14 protein-coding genes and 1 CRISPR repeat array are annotated in these 16,756 nt (G+C 56.1%); of the genes, 2 read left to right on the forward strand and 12 right to left on the reverse strand.

All coding sequences use genetic code 11. The annotated features are described in order from the left end of the window. Positions 1 to 48 precede the first annotated feature (48 nt). From BN3270_RS08920 to BN3270_RS08930, 3 genes are all read right to left on the reverse strand, one after another. Positions 49 to 303 carry a hypothetical protein gene (locus tag BN3270_RS08920; RefSeq protein ID WP_058986732.1) on the reverse strand — a complete coding sequence of 85 codons (255 nt, stop codon included), beginning with the start codon at positions 301 to 303 and terminating at the stop codon, positions 49 to 51. A 75-nt stretch (positions 304 to 378) separates the two neighbouring features. Further along, entirely contained in the window at positions 379 to 606 is a 228-nt protein-coding gene (locus BN3270_RS08925) for a hypothetical protein (protein ID WP_167551335.1), read from the reverse strand. Positions 607 to 1,060: 454 nt separating this feature from the next. Continuing rightward, positions 1,061 to 1,315 carry a hypothetical protein gene (locus BN3270_RS08930; RefSeq protein WP_058986734.1) on the reverse strand — a complete coding sequence of 85 codons (255 nt, stop codon included), beginning with the start codon at positions 1,313 to 1,315 and terminating at the stop codon, positions 1,061 to 1,063. Positions 1,316 to 1,684: 369 nt separating this feature from the next. Between BN3270_RS08930 and BN3270_RS08935 the strand changes: the two genes are divergently transcribed. Both BN3270_RS08935 and BN3270_RS08940 read left to right on the forward strand, forming a co-directional pair. Next, the gene (locus BN3270_RS08935; protein WP_271711979.1) at positions 1,685 to 2,395 is read left to right on the forward strand and encodes a hypothetical protein; all 711 of its coding nucleotides are present in this window, start codon (positions 1,685 to 1,687) and stop codon (positions 2,393 to 2,395) included. Then, positions 2,377 to 2,571, forward strand: a complete 195-nt coding sequence (locus tag BN3270_RS08940; protein WP_058986736.1) for a hypothetical protein — start codon at positions 2,377 to 2,379, stop codon at positions 2,569 to 2,571. Before BN3270_RS08935 ends, BN3270_RS08940 begins: the two co-directional genes overlap by 19 nt. Positions 2,572 to 3,020: 449 nt before the next feature. Beyond that, positions 3,021 to 4,957: direct repeats of the CRISPR family, unit length 36 nt; unit sequence GTTTGCTTACCAGTCAGAACGACACTGCTCCAAAAC. A 49-nt stretch (positions 4,958 to 5,006) separates the two neighbouring features. Here the strand turns inward: BN3270_RS08940 and csn2 are convergent. From csn2 to modA, 9 genes are all read right to left on the reverse strand, one after another. Continuing rightward, a complete protein-coding gene (gene csn2, locus BN3270_RS08945) occupies positions 5,007 to 5,696 on the reverse strand; it encodes a type II-A CRISPR-associated protein Csn2 (RefSeq protein ID WP_058986737.1) in 690 nt (229 codons plus the stop codon). Next, positions 5,693 to 6,001 carry a CRISPR-associated endonuclease Cas2 gene (cas2, locus tag BN3270_RS08950; RefSeq protein WP_058986866.1) on the reverse strand — a complete coding sequence of 103 codons (309 nt, stop codon included), beginning with the start codon at positions 5,999 to 6,001 and terminating at the stop codon, positions 5,693 to 5,695. The genes csn2 and cas2 overlap by 4 nt, the downstream gene beginning before the upstream one ends. A gap of 23 nt (positions 6,002 to 6,024) precedes the next feature. After that, a complete protein-coding gene (gene cas1 / locus BN3270_RS08955; RefSeq protein WP_058986738.1) occupies positions 6,025 to 6,903 on the reverse strand; it encodes a type II CRISPR-associated endonuclease Cas1 in 879 nt (292 codons plus the stop codon). Continuing rightward, the gene (gene cas9 / locus BN3270_RS08960; RefSeq protein ID WP_058986739.1) at positions 6,893 to 10,996 is read right to left on the reverse strand and encodes a type II CRISPR RNA-guided endonuclease Cas9; all 4,104 of its coding nucleotides are present in this window, start codon (positions 10,994 to 10,996) and stop codon (positions 6,893 to 6,895) included. Before cas9 ends, cas1 begins: the two co-directional genes overlap by 11 nt. A 593-nt stretch (positions 10,997 to 11,589) precedes the next feature. Beyond that, positions 11,590 to 12,096: a cyclic pyranopterin monophosphate synthase MoaC gene (gene moaC, locus BN3270_RS08965; RefSeq protein ID WP_058986740.1), complete on the reverse strand. Its 507-nt coding sequence runs from the start codon at positions 12,094 to 12,096 to the stop codon at positions 11,590 to 11,592. Between the two features lie 56 nt (positions 12,097 to 12,152). Further along, positions 12,153 to 13,166: a GTP 3',8-cyclase MoaA gene (gene moaA / locus BN3270_RS08970; RefSeq protein ID WP_058986741.1), complete on the reverse strand. Its 1,014-nt coding sequence runs from the start codon at positions 13,164 to 13,166 to the stop codon at positions 12,153 to 12,155. Positions 13,167 to 13,208: 42 nt separating this feature from the next. After that, positions 13,209 to 14,309: a sulfate/molybdate ABC transporter ATP-binding protein gene (locus BN3270_RS08975; RefSeq protein WP_058986742.1), complete on the reverse strand. Its 1,101-nt coding sequence runs from the start codon at positions 14,307 to 14,309 to the stop codon at positions 13,209 to 13,211. Further along, positions 14,306 to 15,664 carry a molybdate ABC transporter permease subunit gene (gene modB, locus BN3270_RS08980; RefSeq protein ID WP_271711980.1) on the reverse strand — a complete coding sequence of 453 codons (1,359 nt, stop codon included), beginning with the start codon at positions 15,662 to 15,664 and terminating at the stop codon, positions 14,306 to 14,308. The genes BN3270_RS08975 and modB overlap by 4 nt, the downstream gene beginning before the upstream one ends. Before the next feature lie 81 nt (positions 15,665 to 15,745). Further along, positions 15,746 to 16,666 (reverse strand): molybdate ABC transporter substrate-binding protein, encoded by a 921-nt coding sequence (gene modA, locus BN3270_RS08985; protein ID WP_058986744.1) that lies wholly within the window; start codon positions 16,664 to 16,666, stop codon positions 15,746 to 15,748. Positions 16,667 to 16,756: the final 90 nt, after the last annotated feature.

Raw genomic sequence — 16,756 nt, forward strand, 5'->3', positions numbered from 1 at the left:
CTCGCACCGCAGACCACCCCCGCGTGTGCGGGGAGCGCATGACTGCTCCTATTCCTCGAAGGCGGGCATGACAACCTCATAGCCCTCGTCGTCGACAATGCGCGGGCGCTTGAGCCCGTGCTTTGCGAAAATCTGCTTCACCGCCAAGTCGAGCTCTATCACGCTGAGCGCCTTCACATGCTCGTCCAGCACGTATCCCTCCCATTTCTGAAACTTCGCATCGGCCGTGAACAACTGCGGGATCATCTCATCGTGCACCTTGCCCACGCACTTGTCGTTCCACATGATTGCCAACGTCTGCATGACCCCGCCTCTCCTCGAACGTCGTCCCGATTGTAGGGCAACAAAGCAGAGCAGCGCGCTGGAACGAAAAGGCGGCTATTTGAAAATCGAGGAGGGTGCACTTCCAAGCTTGTTCCCCTTTACCACCCACGAGTTGCCGCAGTCCTGGCAGATGGCTACCTTTTCCTGAACGGTCTTCGTTTTATTAGTGCCCTTCGATTTCTTCCAGAAGAGGTTCGACACCCCCAACGTCATAACCGCAGTTGTCGCGCGCGCTGCGTTGTTCATATGTCCGCCGAAGCCAACCCCCTTTTTGTTAGTCATCTGCCCCTTTTCTACCATCTGGATGGTCACGTTGTTGGATCCGCAACTTGGGCACTGCATTGTGCATGCTCCTCTCGTTCGTGCTATAGCGCACCTTGTCCTACAAACGACCAGGCAGTACGAGTATCGCTCGACCATGAGCAGCGCACATTAGCTGTCAGCTAATAACGGAACCGCCAGCGGAAAGCAGCTTGGAGACAACATCGTTTGCGTTAGGTCGAACGCCAACCATTCTTGTGGGACATTCCATTCGGCGAAGCATTCAATCGGCCTGCCTACCGTCTCCTGAAAGGATTATTGAATGCCCTCAGCACATGGCATACCAGCACAAAGGAGACACGCGGTTGAGAGCGAAAAGGCCTTTCCGCCCGCAAGATAGCAGATAGGATTCATCAAGGGCCCCTTGGAACTGAAGTGAACCCTCCCCGCGTGTGCGGGGAGCGCATGACTGCTCCTATTCCTCGAACGCGGGCATCACGACTTCATAGCCCTCGTCGTCGACTATCCTCGGGCGCTTCAAACCGTGCCGCTTGAAAGCCTCGCGACACTTCATAGTGAGGTCGAGCGCACCGAATGCCTTTATCGGCTCATCGAGCACGTACCCACTCCATATTTGAAATTGAGCTTCGGAAGTCGGCAGCTGCTTCTTCATCCCGTCGCTCACCTTGCCCACGCACTTGTCGTTCCACATGATTGCCAACGTCTGCATAGAACATCACTTCCCCATTGCTGCCGATGCACTCAAACAGATAGCGAATGAGCACGGTAACGCGAACGCTACCTGAACCATTAAGTCGTACATGCAACCTCTTACCATAGCCAACGCCTGAAATGCCAGCCCGCTCGATGCAAGCGGTCTGGTATCAGCCCCGCGTGTGCGGGGAGCACTCACCAAGCTTCCCGACCGCAGTTTCGATGCCGAGCACCAGCGCTTCGTCATGGGGCCCAATGAGTACTACGAGGCCACGCAGCGGCAGCGGTCGATGGAGAGGGCGGCCGCAAGACCAAGCGCCAGGTAGCCGCGATGGAACAGGCGGGCGTCGGCCACGAGTCGCCGACCTCCGTGCAAAAGCGACTTGTGCTGGGGCGCCAGCAGAAGCGCCTGCGCGACTTCTGCAGCGCCAACCGCCTGCAGCGCATGCCCGACCGCGAGAGTGCCTACGGAGTGGCCAAGCAGCCAAGGGCGCTCACGGGCGAGAAGTGGAAGGGCGAAAGGGGAATACCGAAGAAGAAGAACGCCTTGGAAGGGGCTGAAGTGGACCTGAAGCTCATAGCTTCAAAAGAGTACGCCTCCTCATTCAAAGGCCTGACCGGCAATGACGCAGCAGACAAAGCAGTCTTGCAAGCTGCCAGGATGATGCTCACTCATAGGAGCGGGACGCATGGCGAGGACCTTTGCCTCGTTTCGATCGTCGACGGTGAAGTGAAGGTGTCGGTCACTGACAGCAAAGGATTTCTCGCGGTGACGCCGACAAGCGACATTCTAGACGCCGTTTCGAGCAATCCAGAGGGGACGTTGTTCTCAGTGCACAACCATCCGAGCAACATACCGCCTATCGGTTCCGATCTCGCCGTATCGGCGTCGAGAAGGTACACAGGCGCCATTGTTGTTCTCCATGATGGCGGTGTGTACTATTACAAGCATGGGGATATAGCGTTCACTTCAACGCTCTTCGATATGAAGTGCACTGAGCTGGTAAGCGCGGGCAAGTCCCAAACGGAAGCTGCGATCGAAGTGCTCGACGAGTTCAAGAAAAGGCACGGTGTCAAATGGAAAAAATTAAGGTAGGAGTAAAGCATCCAGAGCGACTTTCCATCCCCGACGCTCCCGTTTCGTGGAAATACGAAGGGTATACGGAAGAAGAGATAAAGGAAATCATAGCTATCGAGGAACAGAAGTCGTTGGCGATGGGCCACTGGCCTAAGCGCGGCGAGTTCCCAGACGATTGGCCAAACAACGTGTAACGGACCGTATTAATGCAGGCCCCGCTTCGGCGGGGCTTTTTTCATGCCCTCGTGCCGAAAGCGACACCTGCGCGACCATCTCATCATCGCCTGGCCCGAGTGGAGAGGGCCGCATCGCGAGCGCCGAGCGGAGAGGCGCAACGTCAGCCGCGCAGTAAAGCGCGAACCACACACGAGGGATGAAGCAGGCATGGCAGAGGAAGCAAGCCAGCAGGCAGCCGCGCAGGAAGCGCCGAAGGGAGGCCTCGACCTCTCCGAGGCGAATAAGCGCCTCGGAGAGGTCGAGCAGGAATCGCCCCCGCGCGCGCGGGGAGCGCTATTTGTAATATAAAGTTTTTGACGGCGGATGGCTCTGCATAGGGGCTTCCGCCGTATTGATATCTTCTGTATAGATCCGTCGCTGTGGACCACTATTACACTGCGTATCCCACGATGGTCTGTCACCCGTTGTTTAACTACCAGTCAGAACGACACTGCTCCAAAACAATCCACGCACCCGCGAGGGGTGCGACACGTTTGATTACCAGTCAGAACGACACTGCTCCAAAACAAGTTGTTGTTCGGCGCCGGTTCTAGCTTGGTTTGCTTACCAGTCAGAACGACACTGCTCCAAAACAACACAAACCTATATTTATGGCTTTCGTCTGTTTGCTTACCAGTCAGAACGACACTGCTCCAAAACCTTCGCGCATCCGCCTTTCCCGTTCCAGGTGTTTGCTTACCAGTCAGAACGACACTGCTCCAAAACCGGGCACGCATGACTGTCCGATGAATGACGGTTTGCTTACCAGTCAGAACGACACTGCTCCAAAACCACCGTTGACACTTATGCCCCCAGCTTGCCGTTTGCTTACCAGTCAGAACGACACTGCTCCAAAACAACATCTCCGAATACGACAAGAACAAGGTAGTTTGCTTACCAGTCAGAACGACACTGCTCCAAAACGCATCCCTTGCGCCAATCGCGGGCCATTGCGTTTGCTTACCAGTCAGAACGACACTGCTCCAAAACGGTTTTCGCAGTGCGTACGGCTGTCGAAAGTTTGCTTACCAGTCAGAACGACACTGCTCCAAAACATGCTCAGAAGGCCGTGCGAGCTTGTGGTGGTTTGCTTACCAGTCAGAACGACACTGCTCCAAAACGCCACGCGCTCGTGCAGACGCGCTGCATTAGTTTGCTTACCAGTCAGAACGACACTGCTCCAAAACATGCCCCTTCCACGATGGTTGCCATTGCTGTTTGCTTACCAGTCAGAACGACACTGCTCCAAAACTACACGACGCCCAGCACGGACGGGCGGAAGTTTGCTTACCAGTCAGAACGACACTGCTCCAAAACGATGACCCCGAACACAACAACGGGGATAAGTTTGCTTACCAGTCAGAACGACACTGCTCCAAAACGAGCGCACGCTGGGGAAGAAGATTCACAGGTTTGCTTACCAGTCAGAACGACACTGCTCCAAAACGCAGCCCTTGCTCCAATCGCGGGCCATGGCGTTTGCTTACCAGTCAGAACGACACTGCTCCAAAACGAGCGCACGCTGGGGAAGAAGATTCACAGGTTTGCTTACCAGTCAGAACGACACTGCTCCAAAACCCGCCTGAAAGCCTTGAGCTCAGCCGCCGAGTTTGCTTACCAGTCAGAACGACACTGCTCCAAAACCGAGCACCCGTTACAACCAGCTCGACGTTGTTTGCTTACCAGTCAGAACGACACTGCTCCAAAACCGAGCACCCGTTACAACCAGCTCGACGTTGTTTGCTTACCAGTCAGAACGACACTGCTCCAAAACTCAAACGCCATGCGGTTGAGTTCGAGCATCGTTTGCTTACCAGTCAGAACGACACTGCTCCAAAACTGATGCAAGCGGGAATCGTGTCTTTTTCGAGTTTGCTTACCAGTCAGAACGACACTGCTCCAAAACATCGACCTTGTGCGTGTGGTTGATTCGCGGTTTGCTTACCAGTCAGAACGACACTGCTCCAAAACGCGCAAGGTCACGGCTGCAATTGCCAAGGGGTTTGCTTACCAGTCAGAACGACACTGCTCCAAAACGTTTCCTTTCTCTCGGTTGCCTTCTTATTGTTTGCTTACCAGTCAGAACGACACTGCTCCAAAACTTCACATTCATCGTGCTTTAGCGTTTTCGAGTTTGCTTACCAGTCAGAACGACACTGCTCCAAAACGAAGTCATCGCGTCAGAAGTCGAGATCATGGTTTGCTTACCAGTCAGAACGACACTGCTCCAAAACAGCTGTCTTCGTGTGATATCATGATGCAAGTTTGCTTACCAGTCAGAACGACACTGCTCCAAAACCGTCTATGTGGTCTACTATCTCGTATTTAGTTTGCTTACCAGTCAGAACGACACTGCTCCAAAACCGATGAGCTTAATTCCTCCTGCAAAGGAACGGTCGAACTGACTGTTTTTTCACCAAGACTCTTCAACAAAGTCCTGGTCAATAAGCAGTTTTTTCTCTCTTCCAAGAATATGCTCACGATGGCCGCGCTCAACAAGAAGAAGGCAAATTCTGGAAAAAAATGCCTGATCGTACAACGATTCCAGCTCCGATTCCGTTAAATATGCCGTCAAATTCACGAAGAGTAGCGGTCGATCGAGCCGCACATCCGAGGCAAGAGAGATAAGTAATATCAACTTGTCAATGAGCGGCCCAGCATCGTCAACGTCAACACCGAAGCGAAACGTTTTCAATAGCTTGGGCACGTCCCATTCTAAGGCAAAGCTATAGTCGCCGTTCATCTTGAAGGCAACAAGGGTAACGAGGTTTTTCAGCTCGGCAAAGCCTCTTTCGAAGTCCTGTCTACAGCCATCTTCCTCGAAAGCGATATTCTCGAATCTCGAAAAGAGAGCGCCCGCCAAGCAGCGATCGTCCCAGGGAATCATCAGAGGCGAGGGCACCGAAAGGAATGCGTTGGCAGCACGAATCTCCTTCCCAGCATCGTCCCAAATCGTATAAGGCTCCTTCGCCTCTTCTCCAAGACCTGAACACAGAGATTCTGCCACCCTCGAAAACAGCGTGGGGTTTTCTATCTCCAGCACAAACGGTCTATCGGGGGAAAGGGCAAGGGCATGTTCTACGCCTTCGATGTTAACCCTCATAGGACCAAGAGCTCCTCCGGAGAGTCCACCTCGTCGAAATCACCGCGCTTTCCCGTAACATACGTCATCGTTTCGAATTGACGCTCCGTCACCTTCAGCACTTGAACCAGCCCATGCGGCGGACGATATTTCTCCATGCGCGCTATTGCGGCATCAGCCGCTGCATCGGTGACCACGAGCTTGACATACACCGATTCTTGCATCATGAGAAAACCCTCTTTGATCAGGTTCTTTCGAAACCGCCGGTAGTCCTTGCGTTGCTTCGCTGTTTCAACCGGAAGGTCGAAAAAGCATACGAGTCGCATGTATCTTCCCCACTCAATAGAACTCACGGAACATCAAAGCCTTCGATTTCATCGACGCATATCTTTTTATTAAGTGCGTTCAGGCAATCTTGCACATAGAGGCTCACAACGGAATGAAGCTTGTAGAACCCGCCCCTATACGCAAGCTGCGAATTACCCACATCTACAAGCACGCGCTTCTCGTCTTTCCCGAATGAGCCGTTAATGTAGGTGCACACCAAGCGGTCGACGACGGGGCGAAAGGGTTCCATAAAATCACACGCGAGGTTCAGCTGGTTATATTCGTTCCTGTGGTTGACACCCATCTGAGTAAGATAACCGCGAGCTGCAATTTCCCGGCTTACCATCGAAAGCAAGATGGCGTACCCATAATCCAGACCCGCATTAATCGCGCAGTCAGCGCTACGGCTGAAATCAGCACCGAAGAGGGCGCTGAAATAAATACGAGCTGCTTGCGCTTCTCGATTCGTTGCATCCCCGGAACGCACCTCAAGTACCGCTCCATGCAACGTTTTCGCTTCCTTCAGAAAGTCGTTATCCTCCAGGACACGTGCTTGCTGAAATATCTTATCCTTCACCACACGTTGCCACACGCGCTTTTTGATCGGCAGCCCCCATTCAAGCTGCTCGTTAACGCGCGCACTCACATTGTGGGCACCGTAAAGCGGTAAGTACTGTCCTATGGGGTTATGCTTCTCGTCGGACACCACGAGAGGAATCTTGTTCTTCGCAAGTTCCGCCAACAAGTAGGCGCTCATCATTACCTGTTCGGTTCCAAGAACGAGAGACGAGATCTCCGACAGATGAATCTTCGTCGTATTGTCCTGCTGTCGGACACAGAGGTACCCCGATTGATACGAGCAACGGCACGGGTTTTCAATTAAGACTGTCCTAAAGGCCAATTTCTTGCCGCCTTTCGAACATGCCTGTTACTGACTGGTCGATGAGAGCAGTTGTGCTATTTGAACTTAGTTCTTTGCTAAGAGTCAGCTGAATTTTACCCGCGAACGAAGGGCCATTTATCAGCTTCAGATTAGCGACATTTTTTTGCGCATTCACCAAATTCAAAATCTCGCAAATTATCTGCTGTTTGCCTTCCTCATTCAAGGAATAAAACGCTCGTGCACGTTCCTCGATCCGCAATAGACCTTCCTGCCTGGTCGCGTATCTATGAAGAAAACGCAGCAACGTGCCAAACGCTTCATCCAGTACGGCTTCATATCCCGTAGGATCGTCAGCCTCAATAGCCTCAGCCTCCGCAAGGCTAAAGCACGGCTCGATAGCGTTGCGCACTTCTTTATTACCGCGGATATAGAAGCGCTCCCCGTCAATCTCTATCAGCTGATCCTGAAGAATCTTCCTTCGTACAATGGCTTCGAACGCAAGCCCTTCATTACGCGCAAGTTGTTCGGCATACTCAGACAGCACGAGATCGCCACGTTTAATGCGAGAAGCGACAGAAACGGGAACGCCCGCATAGCGCAGCACCCTGCCCTTGGAACCTTCTGCTCTATACACGAAGAAATATGCGTTCTTAAGACTCGAATAGCCACCATATCGTGCAGGATCGAGACCACCCTTTAACGGAATGGTCGGCTTAGTTCTCCCGCCCTTCGGCGAGTAGATCGTCGCGTCCCAGAACGTTCCCGTCTCCTCGATAGGCATCCGCGAAATGAAGCACTGCCGATAGTTCATAAACTTTTTGATACGTGCGACTTCCGCATCTGCATCCCACGTATCGCGGAAAATTTCACCGGTCTCCTTACTGAAGCCTGAGGTAAGGAAACTCTGCACGATAAATGAAGCGTCCTCGGGAAGACGCTTGGTCTTCGCATAGCGTTCGGCCTGCTCCTGAATGTATTTTCTGATCACATGTTGAAGTGCCACCGGGTTATCGAACACGATGCTATGCCTCAGCTCTATGAAGCGGCCCATCTCTTCAGCGAGATAGGCATCATGCGCATGGTGGAAGTCGTTCGCGATACGTGATTTGACCAAACCGCGGCGTACACGCAATTGGTGAGACAAGCTCGCCTTGATAGACCGAACGTTGGTTTCCGGATAGCGCTCCTGCAGCATCGTGCGCACGAACTTGACCACTTGGCTTGTTTCAACAATCTGCCGATTAATGAAGCCCTTCATCTGCATGTTCGAGATGTGGCTACGCATAAGGTTGTTGAACTTCTTCTCCCCCATCAACCCGGCATCGTGAAGAGCCCGCCACGTCGGCGCCATTTTCCTGCGAATCGCATCGCTGAGCAGAAGCGAGTCCGTTTTACGTTGATTCTCTTCCGCGAGAACGAGCGCCTTGTTTTCGAAGCTGTCATCTTTCGTATAGGACTGCGGGATAATATGGTCTACCTGATAGGACGAAAGCTTCCTGATATCGAGCGGAGCACCCGAATAGAGCGACTTTCCGTTCTGCATGAAGTACAGCGCGAGCCGTTCGGTGTCGAGTTCTGCATACGACCTGCTCGCAAGGTCCTTCTTCAGATCTGCATCCGCTTCAGCGCCGAGCTTCTTCAAGGCCTCTTTAATCGCATCGTAACGCTTCTTGGTGCGCTTGCCGCGTTTATCGACATCATCATCTCTCGTCGTTTCGATATAGATGTTCGCAGGCGCGCATCCTGCAATCGAAACGATTTCATCTACGATTTTGAGCGCCTGATTAACGCTCCTGCGCAACGCAGGCGATCCGGGGATTTCGTCGATGCCGAGCTTCCCATGGGATTCCATCCATGCCTTATTAGCTTCGGCGATGGCTTTTTCAAATCCCAGGTTATCGTCGTGGAGCGCCTCCATGAGCACCATCGCCGCACCCGGGTGGTTGTTGTTGGGGTCTCCCTCTTCAAGAACGTCCATGATTGACTTAGCGCCATTATCGGTCGGCACCGTGATACCCGTTAAGAACTTTTTCGAGAGCCGGCCCCATCCCGTAAAGCGCTTCTTGCAAATCTGCCTGATTTGGCTGGGCGAAAGCACGTCCCCGTAATGCCGTTGGATCCCTTCTTTCAAAATGTCGCGATCTTCGAACAGCGTGTTCCACAGCACGAGATTCTCGATCATTTCAATAGTCTGGGCATCAAAATCATCGATCCCAAGCACCTTTTTGAAGAAGAGATATGATCCAAGTTTAGACTCGAACCCGGTTTCCCCTTGGCCGCCCTTTACGTGAGCGTTCAAGGCGATATTCTCACTTCGTAGCCAGTGTTCAATCTTCTTGTACGTAACCGTGCCGCGCGTAAATAGCTCATCGAAGATGCGCGCACGCAAATCGTACGAGAAGCGATGCCAATCGTCTCCGTCCTGAGACCAACGCGCCCCATTGAGCTCATTTAGCACGCAGAATTTTTCATACAGAAGCGACGCGCGGGGCAAGACTGGCTCGCCCTGAAGATAGGTGCAGGTTCCCGTCATGCGCTGAATAAACGCGGCTGCACTCGCGTGCTTGTCGATTACCTCTTCCCAGTTCCACGGGCGAATTGGAGTGTTCTCTTTGCCAGGGTTGCGCACCGACCAAGCAAAGCGGGGCTCCCCATGCGCAACCGCAGCGTTCTTCTGCGTGAGAGGTCCCACGTAATAAGGGATTCTGAACGTGACGAGAGACTCGATTTCCTTCTCGTGTTTCTTGAGGAAGGGATAATACCTACCCTGGTTCGCAATAATCGCCTTCATTTCTTCCAGATGGAGCTGGAAGGGGATGCTGCCGTTATCGCTTGTCTTCAGGCGACGGAGAAACGTCTGCTCGTCGAAACGACCCATCATCTTGATATACCGTTCATCCGATTCGGCGCCTGTACCCTTGAAAAGTTTCTTAACCTGCGAAGCGAAATCGTCATAGGAAAGCTTGGTGGTACCCAGATTGTAGAGCGTGTAGCCTTTAGCCTTCGAAGGATCGTAGTCTTTTGAGCAGGCACCTTCATAGTGGGGCCCACGGAAAAACTCATCATACCGAGTAGGGGCATACTGCCGCACTAAGTCTTTGAGTTCGCGCAAGTCTTTGCCGTACTGCTCGTATTCGTTGACCTTGCAGTAGGAAATCGTGCGCCCATCCCCTCCTTTGAGAATGCCCTGAAGGATAAAAGAAGAGTGCGCAGCCAGGAGAGAATCGAACAATTCGGCACCCTCGTCGGGAACCGAGCTGCGGAATTCTTCGACGGCGGCGTCATTAGAAAGATCGAATGTCGGGTCGTCGGTCTCAAGAAAGAATACCTTTTTCAGATCGGCTTTGTAGCCGAGGACGGCGCCGATAACCTGCTTCGCAATACGCTTATGGGCTGCGTCGGTCTCTAGCCCGAGGAACGGTAATCCCTTATCACGCATTTCGCCTCGCGAAAGCGAGACATCTTCCAGAACAGCGCGCAGCTTTTCGGGTTTTGGTTCGCAGGAACTTTCCGGGTCCACCTCGCCCATCCATTCTGCAAGGGCAGAGCAAAGACGATCGACCGACTCTTTCATGTTGGCGTTCTTTGCGCTTAAGCGTTCGTTGTCCTGATGCAGAAAATTGCCACGCGTTTTCACTATGTTGTGAAGCGCGAGGTATACAAGCCGCACATCTGCTTGCTCGTCGGTTTCCATTAGCCACACGCGCAGGTGGTAGATCGTCGGGAACTTTTTGTAGTAATCACATTCGTTGAAATCTTCATCGTTAAAGAGGGGCCAATGGTATGCGGCATGCTGCGGGTCGCGGTCTTGCGGCCACAGCTGTGACTGACGAAGCCGAATGAAGAATTCAGGATCCACGGAAGCCATCGGCTCCAGGAAGAAGTCCTGCAGGAGGTCGAGTCGTTGCCTGCGCCTATCATAACGGCGGCGCTGTCCGCGATGGACACGTGCTTCTGCAGCGGTATTGGCACTGGGAAAAAGGCGGCTCCCCCAAGTAGGCTGTTTCTTGAAATGGTACAGTTCCCCGTTTTCATCGGTTACCGCCCACCCGACTGAGCCCGTGCCGAGGTCGAGACCGATATTGTAATTTTCCGCATGCCTCAGTTGCATTGAATTCCCCTATCCAACCGTGTTACACTGGCACCGTCTTGATACCAGTCAGGACGACACTGCGAGTCAAAATAACGGCTTAGCCTTGAATGTCCTTTTGGACGCCACGTAGGTGGCAGCTTTTGACTTGCCAAAGAGCCCTTCGGGGCTCTTTTTGTTTTCCTTCCCTTTCATAATTCTAGTCATTATTGGCTTTTACCTGCGGGATTCCAGCAGCGGGTGCTGTTCTGGACGACGAATGGAGCAGGTCCTATTGCATAAACACACCCTGATTCAGTATCGCTCTTTCCGTCAATACACGTGTACATCAATGAGGACACTTGAATATCCCTTAAGATTTATGGTGGAGAGTTATTCATAGATATAGGTACGGCAGTTCAAGTTGAACGAGATGTTCATAGATCCTGAACGCCAGACCTTTGCGCTTCAATAACAATCGCATACGCTGAAGCGCCCAAAGGCGAATCGCAAGCCTTTGGGCGCTTCAGTTGTTGCTATGCAATTGAAAGAGGGTGCTACAACCTAAACTCGAAAAACAGGTTCGGCCAACTGAAACACCCCGCCAATAAGCCAAACAGATGCAGCCCCTCGACTCACTCTTTGCGCTCCCACAGGCCGGTTTTGCCGCCGTCCTTCTTCAGCAGGCGCACCTCGCTGATTTCCATGCCGCGGTCGACTGCCTTGCACATGTCGTAGATCGTCAGGCAGGCCACGCTCGCCGCCGTCAGGGCTTCCATTTCGATGCCGGTCTTGCCCGTCACGCCGAAGGTCGTGGTCACGTGGATGCCGCATTTCCCGTCGGCCCGATCGCCCGGGCGCACGGGCTCACATTCCACCTTCGACTTGGTGATGAGCAGCGGATGGCACATGGGGATGATCGCCGACGTCTGCTTGCCCGCCATGATGCCGGCCACGCGCGCGCAAGCGAGCACGTCGCCTTTGGCCGCCTTGCCCTCCACGATGAGGTCCAGCGTTTCAGGATGCATGGCGATGAAGCCTTCGGCCACCGCCACGCGTTCGGTGTCGGGCTTGGCCCCCACGTCGACCATGCGCACCTGGCCCTTGGAATCGATATGCGTAAGCTGTTTCTCGTCGGACATGGCTCTTCCTTCCCACTGCTGCCGTTTCGCCGTACCGCGCCCACAGGCGCCGCGCCCTAACCGCCGATCGCGTTCATGTTCGTTTCGGTCGCGCGCGCATGGTCGAGCTCTTCGTGCTCTTCGGGCTTGGTATGCAGGGCACGCGCAAGCACCGCACGCACCTCGTCGTCGCTGCCTTCGCGCAGCACGCTGCGCAGGTCGAGCTCGCTGTCGCTGAACAAGCACGGCCGCAAGCCCCCCGTGCTCGTGATGCGCAAACGGTTGCAGTCGCCGCAGAAATGGCGCGACAGGGGCGAAATGAAACCCACCGTGCCCAAAGCGCCCGGGAACTGGTAGTAGCGCGCCGGCCCACCGCCCGTGGGCTTATGGGAATCGTCGACGGGCACAAGCCCTTCGAGCCCCTCTTGCGCGCATCGGTCGTTGATGATCTGGCGGATCTCGTCGCAGGGGATCACGTCTTCGGGACCCCAGCCCGCGCCGCCGCAGCCAGCTGAATCGCCCACCGGCATGTACTCGATGAAGCGCACGTGCAGGGGCTTTTCCACCGAAAGGAGGGCGAAGCGGAAGTAGTCCTGGTGAAGGCTGCGCACGGCCACCGCGTTCACTTTCACGGGGTTGAAGCCCACCGCCAGCGCCGCATCGATGCCCGCGAGCACCTGGTTCACGTCTCCCCCACGCGTGATCGCGCGGAAGTCGGCAGGATCGAGCGTGTCGAGCGACACGTTCACGCGGTGCAGGCCCGCATCATGCAGGCCTTCGGCCATCCGCGCGAGCGCGATGCCGTTGGTGGTGAGCGACACGTCTTCGATGCCGGGCACCTGGGCGACCGCGCGCACCAAATCGACCACGCCCTTGCGCACCAGGGGCTCGCCGCCGGTAAGGCGCACGCGCCGCACGCCCATCTGGGCCGCCACGCTCACGAGGCGCACGATTTCGTCGTAGCGCAGCACGTCGTCGTGCGCCACCTGGGCGATGCCGTCGGCCGGCATGCAGTAGACGCACCGCAGGTTGCACCTATCGGTGAGCGAGATGCGAAGATAATCGATTGTGCGACCGTGTGCGTCTTTCATGCGGCAGCCTCCTAGCGTCAGCGCGCCTTAGCGCGATGAGGCTTATTCTGACACAAGATAAAGTTTTTCGGAAGGAATACGCACCAAGAGCTCCTCGCCCGTCTTCGGCAATCCCCCTTCGTCACGGTACGTCACGCGCCAGAAAAGATGCTGGTGCAGGAAATGCATTTCCCGGTCGTTGGCTTCCGGTTCGGCGCCGGGCTCGCGATCGAGAAAGGCCAGCTGGGCGCTGCGCTCGAATCGGGAATCGCTCACGCGGTCGACCCGCATGCGAAAGACGTTCTCGCCCGGCGCGCTCGCCCGTTCCAGATAGCTCGCGCGCACGCCCAGGGCTGCCACGTCGGCAGGCACCGCACCCGGCACGTGCAGGGTCACGCCCCACTGGGGGCTGAAGACCGCGTGGTCGCCCGTGCGCGTCACATCGACCACGTTCTTGCAGCCCGAAAGCTTGAGCGCCGCCTTGCTGTGGGGCTCATCGACGATCTCGCGTCCCTCGTCGACTTCCACGATATGCCCGCGCTCCATCACGGCGATCGAATCGCAGAAGCGCAGGGCCTCGTCGATGTCGTGGCTCACGTAGACGATGGTTCCTTCGAAGGCGTCGAAAAGGCTCGAGAGGTTCTGCTCGAGCATCATCTTCAGGTGGGAGTCAAGAGCCGAAAAGGGCTCGTCGAGCATGAGAATGCAGGGGTTGGCCGCGAGCATACGGGCCAAAGCCACACGCTGTTGCTGGCCGCCCGAAAGCTGGTGGGGGTAGCGCTTGGCGAAGGAGATCACGTCGAAACGGGACAGCTCGCGCTCGACGATGCATCGGCGCTCTTCGGCAGGGGTTGCGCGCGGGATGCCCGCGGCCACGTTCTCTTCCACCGTGAAGTTGGGGAAGAGCATGTAGTTCTGAAAGAGCAGGGCCGTTTTACGCTCTTGGGGCGAAAGGTTCACGCCCGCCGTGGAATCGAAAAAGACGCGGCCGTTCACCACGATGCGCCCTTCATCGGGCTCTTCGATGCCCGCGATGCAGCGCATGGTGAGCGTCTTGCCGCAGCCCGACGCGCCCAAAAGGCCCACGACGCCCGACCCCGCCGAAAGGTCGACGGACAGGTCGAAAGCCCCCATATGCTTGCGGATGGATACGTCCAAACTCATTCTTCAACCGCTCCTTGCTTGTAGCGCGTGGTGCGCCTGCCCCACAGGTTGATGAACAGGATCACGATGAAGCTGAAGATCAGGATGACGATCGTCCAGAAGATCGCGATGTCGGTGTTGCCGTTCATCCATTCGAAGTAGATCGCGATGGGAATCGTGCGGGTGACGCCCAGGTAGTTGCCCGCCAGAAAGAGGGTGGCCCCGAATTCGCCCAGCGCGCGGGCAAAGGCGAGCACGGTGCCCGAAGCGATGTTGGTCCAGGCCAGGGGCAGCATGAGCTTGAAGAAGATCCGCCCGTTCGACCAGCCCAGCGTGCGGGCCGCATCGAGCATGTTGGGGTCGAGGGCCTCGAAGGCGCCGCGGGCGCTGCGGTACATAAGCGGAAAGGCCACCACCACGGCCGCGATCACCGTGGCCGGCCAGCTGAAGATGAGCGGAAAACCGATGTCGATGAACCAGCGGCCCAGAGCCGTGTTGTTGCCCAAAGCGAGCAGCAGGAGGAAACCGCAGACCGTGGGCGGAAGGACCATGGGGATGGTGAAGATCGCGTCGAAGATGTCGCGGGCGCGCGGCGAGATGCGCAGGGTGAAGTAGGCAGCCGCCAAGCCCAGGATGAAGATAAAGACGATCGAGGTAAGGGTAGTCTTCAGCGTGACCCATAAAGGCGAGTAGTCGATGTGCGAAAGGAAGGTCGTCAGCTGGTCGAGCAGCGAAGGCTCGGCCAAAATGTTCGCCTCATGCGCATCGACGACCTGCGCGAAGGCTCCATGGATGAAACGCACGGCTTGGGAGTTGGCGCCATCGGTGGGGTCGGCGCCGTCTTCGGTGGTGACGAAATCGTAGCAGCCCTTATCCCCCTGCACGTTGAAGCGGAAGGTGAGTCCCTGGCAGGCGAAAGTGGCGTCGGTCGTCACATAGACGGGCAGCGACTCATCGAGCTGGGCACCGCCCGACGCGTTGGCGTTGTCGATGGCCCGCACGAGCGTCGCAAGCTCGCTTGCACTCGCAGCGGCTCCTGGGTCGATGCCGAACCGTTGGGCCGCATCGGGATCGATGTAGAGCACGGCGAAGTCGTCCGTGGCGATGAGGGACACGTCGTAACGACCCGTCCCCAAAAAGTAGCCGTAGCCCTTATAGCTTCCGTCGACGTCGCGGTTGCTGCCCGCTTGGGCGCGCTTGAACCCGCTCAGGGCATAGGAAACACCCTCGGCCGCCACCGCCTGGTTATCGGACGATATCGTCGCCTGGATATTCGCATCGCCCGTTACCGAGGTAGCGGCGGCATCCGCCCAAGCGGGCAGCGCCGGCCAAGCAAGGACGAGCGCAAGGAGCGCCACCAGTAGTTTCAGATTCATGGTCATCCCTAAAGAAAAAGGGGACTCGCTAAGGAATCCCCCCGACATGCACGCCCGCAGTGGCGGGCGAAGCTCCAGCGTCTAGTTGCCCGCGAGTTCGAAGCCCCACTTCTGCCAGATCTCCTGGGCGTTGGGGTCGTTCACGCACCAGTCAAGGAACGCCTGGGCTTCTTCGGCATTCTGCGTGGTAGAGGTAAGGGCCGCCGGATAGGTAATGGCCTTATGGGTGTCGTTGGGGACGGTGCCCACGACCTTCACGCCGCCGAAGCGGTAGACGTCGGATGTGTAGACGAAGGCGATGTCGACATCGCCCGACTCGGCATGCTTGCACACGTTACCCACCGACGTGTCGGTGACCACCTTGCCCGCGAGCGGGGTGCCCGCGTAGGCGTCGGTGCCGTTGGCCTTGCCGGCGCTTTCGGAACCGGTCTTGCCGTCGGGGTCGACGAAGCAGCCCACCGTGGAAAGGGCCTGGTTGGCATAGTTACCGGCCGGCACCGAATCGTCGCCCACGGCTACGGTGTATTTCCCGGTGGCGATGTCGTCAAGGGTGACGCTCTCTATGCTGGAATTGTTGGCAGACGTTACCATGACCAGGTCGTTCTTGAACATGGTGAAACGGGAATCGGCCTGGGTGTAGCCGGCCTTTTCGGCGTCGTCCATCTTGCTCTTGGAAGCGGAAATAAGGATATCGGCCTGGCTGCCGGCAGCGAGCATCTGGTTGAGCTCGCCCGAGGACTTGTACTGGGTGTCGGCGAAGGTGACCCAACTGTGATCGGCCGTATAGGCGTCCTGAGCCTCGGCCATGGCCTTCGAAAGCGAGTTGGCGGCGAAGATCTGCAGAGTTACGGGTTCGTGAGCATCGGTAGCCGACGAGCTCGAGCTCGAGGTCGACGACGAGCTGGTCGGGGCGTTCGACGAGCAACCCGTCAGGGCGAGGGCGCCCGCAAGCGCGAAGCACGCGCACACCGCCACCAGACGCGTAAGGCGCTTCTGTTTCATAGTGGTTCCCTTCGTAGAGTGATCCGGTTTTCGTTGAGTCCCTATACTCAACAGAAGAGAACTATACGAGTTGCACCCTTTATCGTCAAA

Source organism: Hugonella massiliensis (assembly GCA_001486445.1).
GTDB classification, from domain to species: Bacteria; Actinomycetota; Coriobacteriia; order Coriobacteriales; family Eggerthellaceae; genus Hugonella; species Hugonella massiliensis.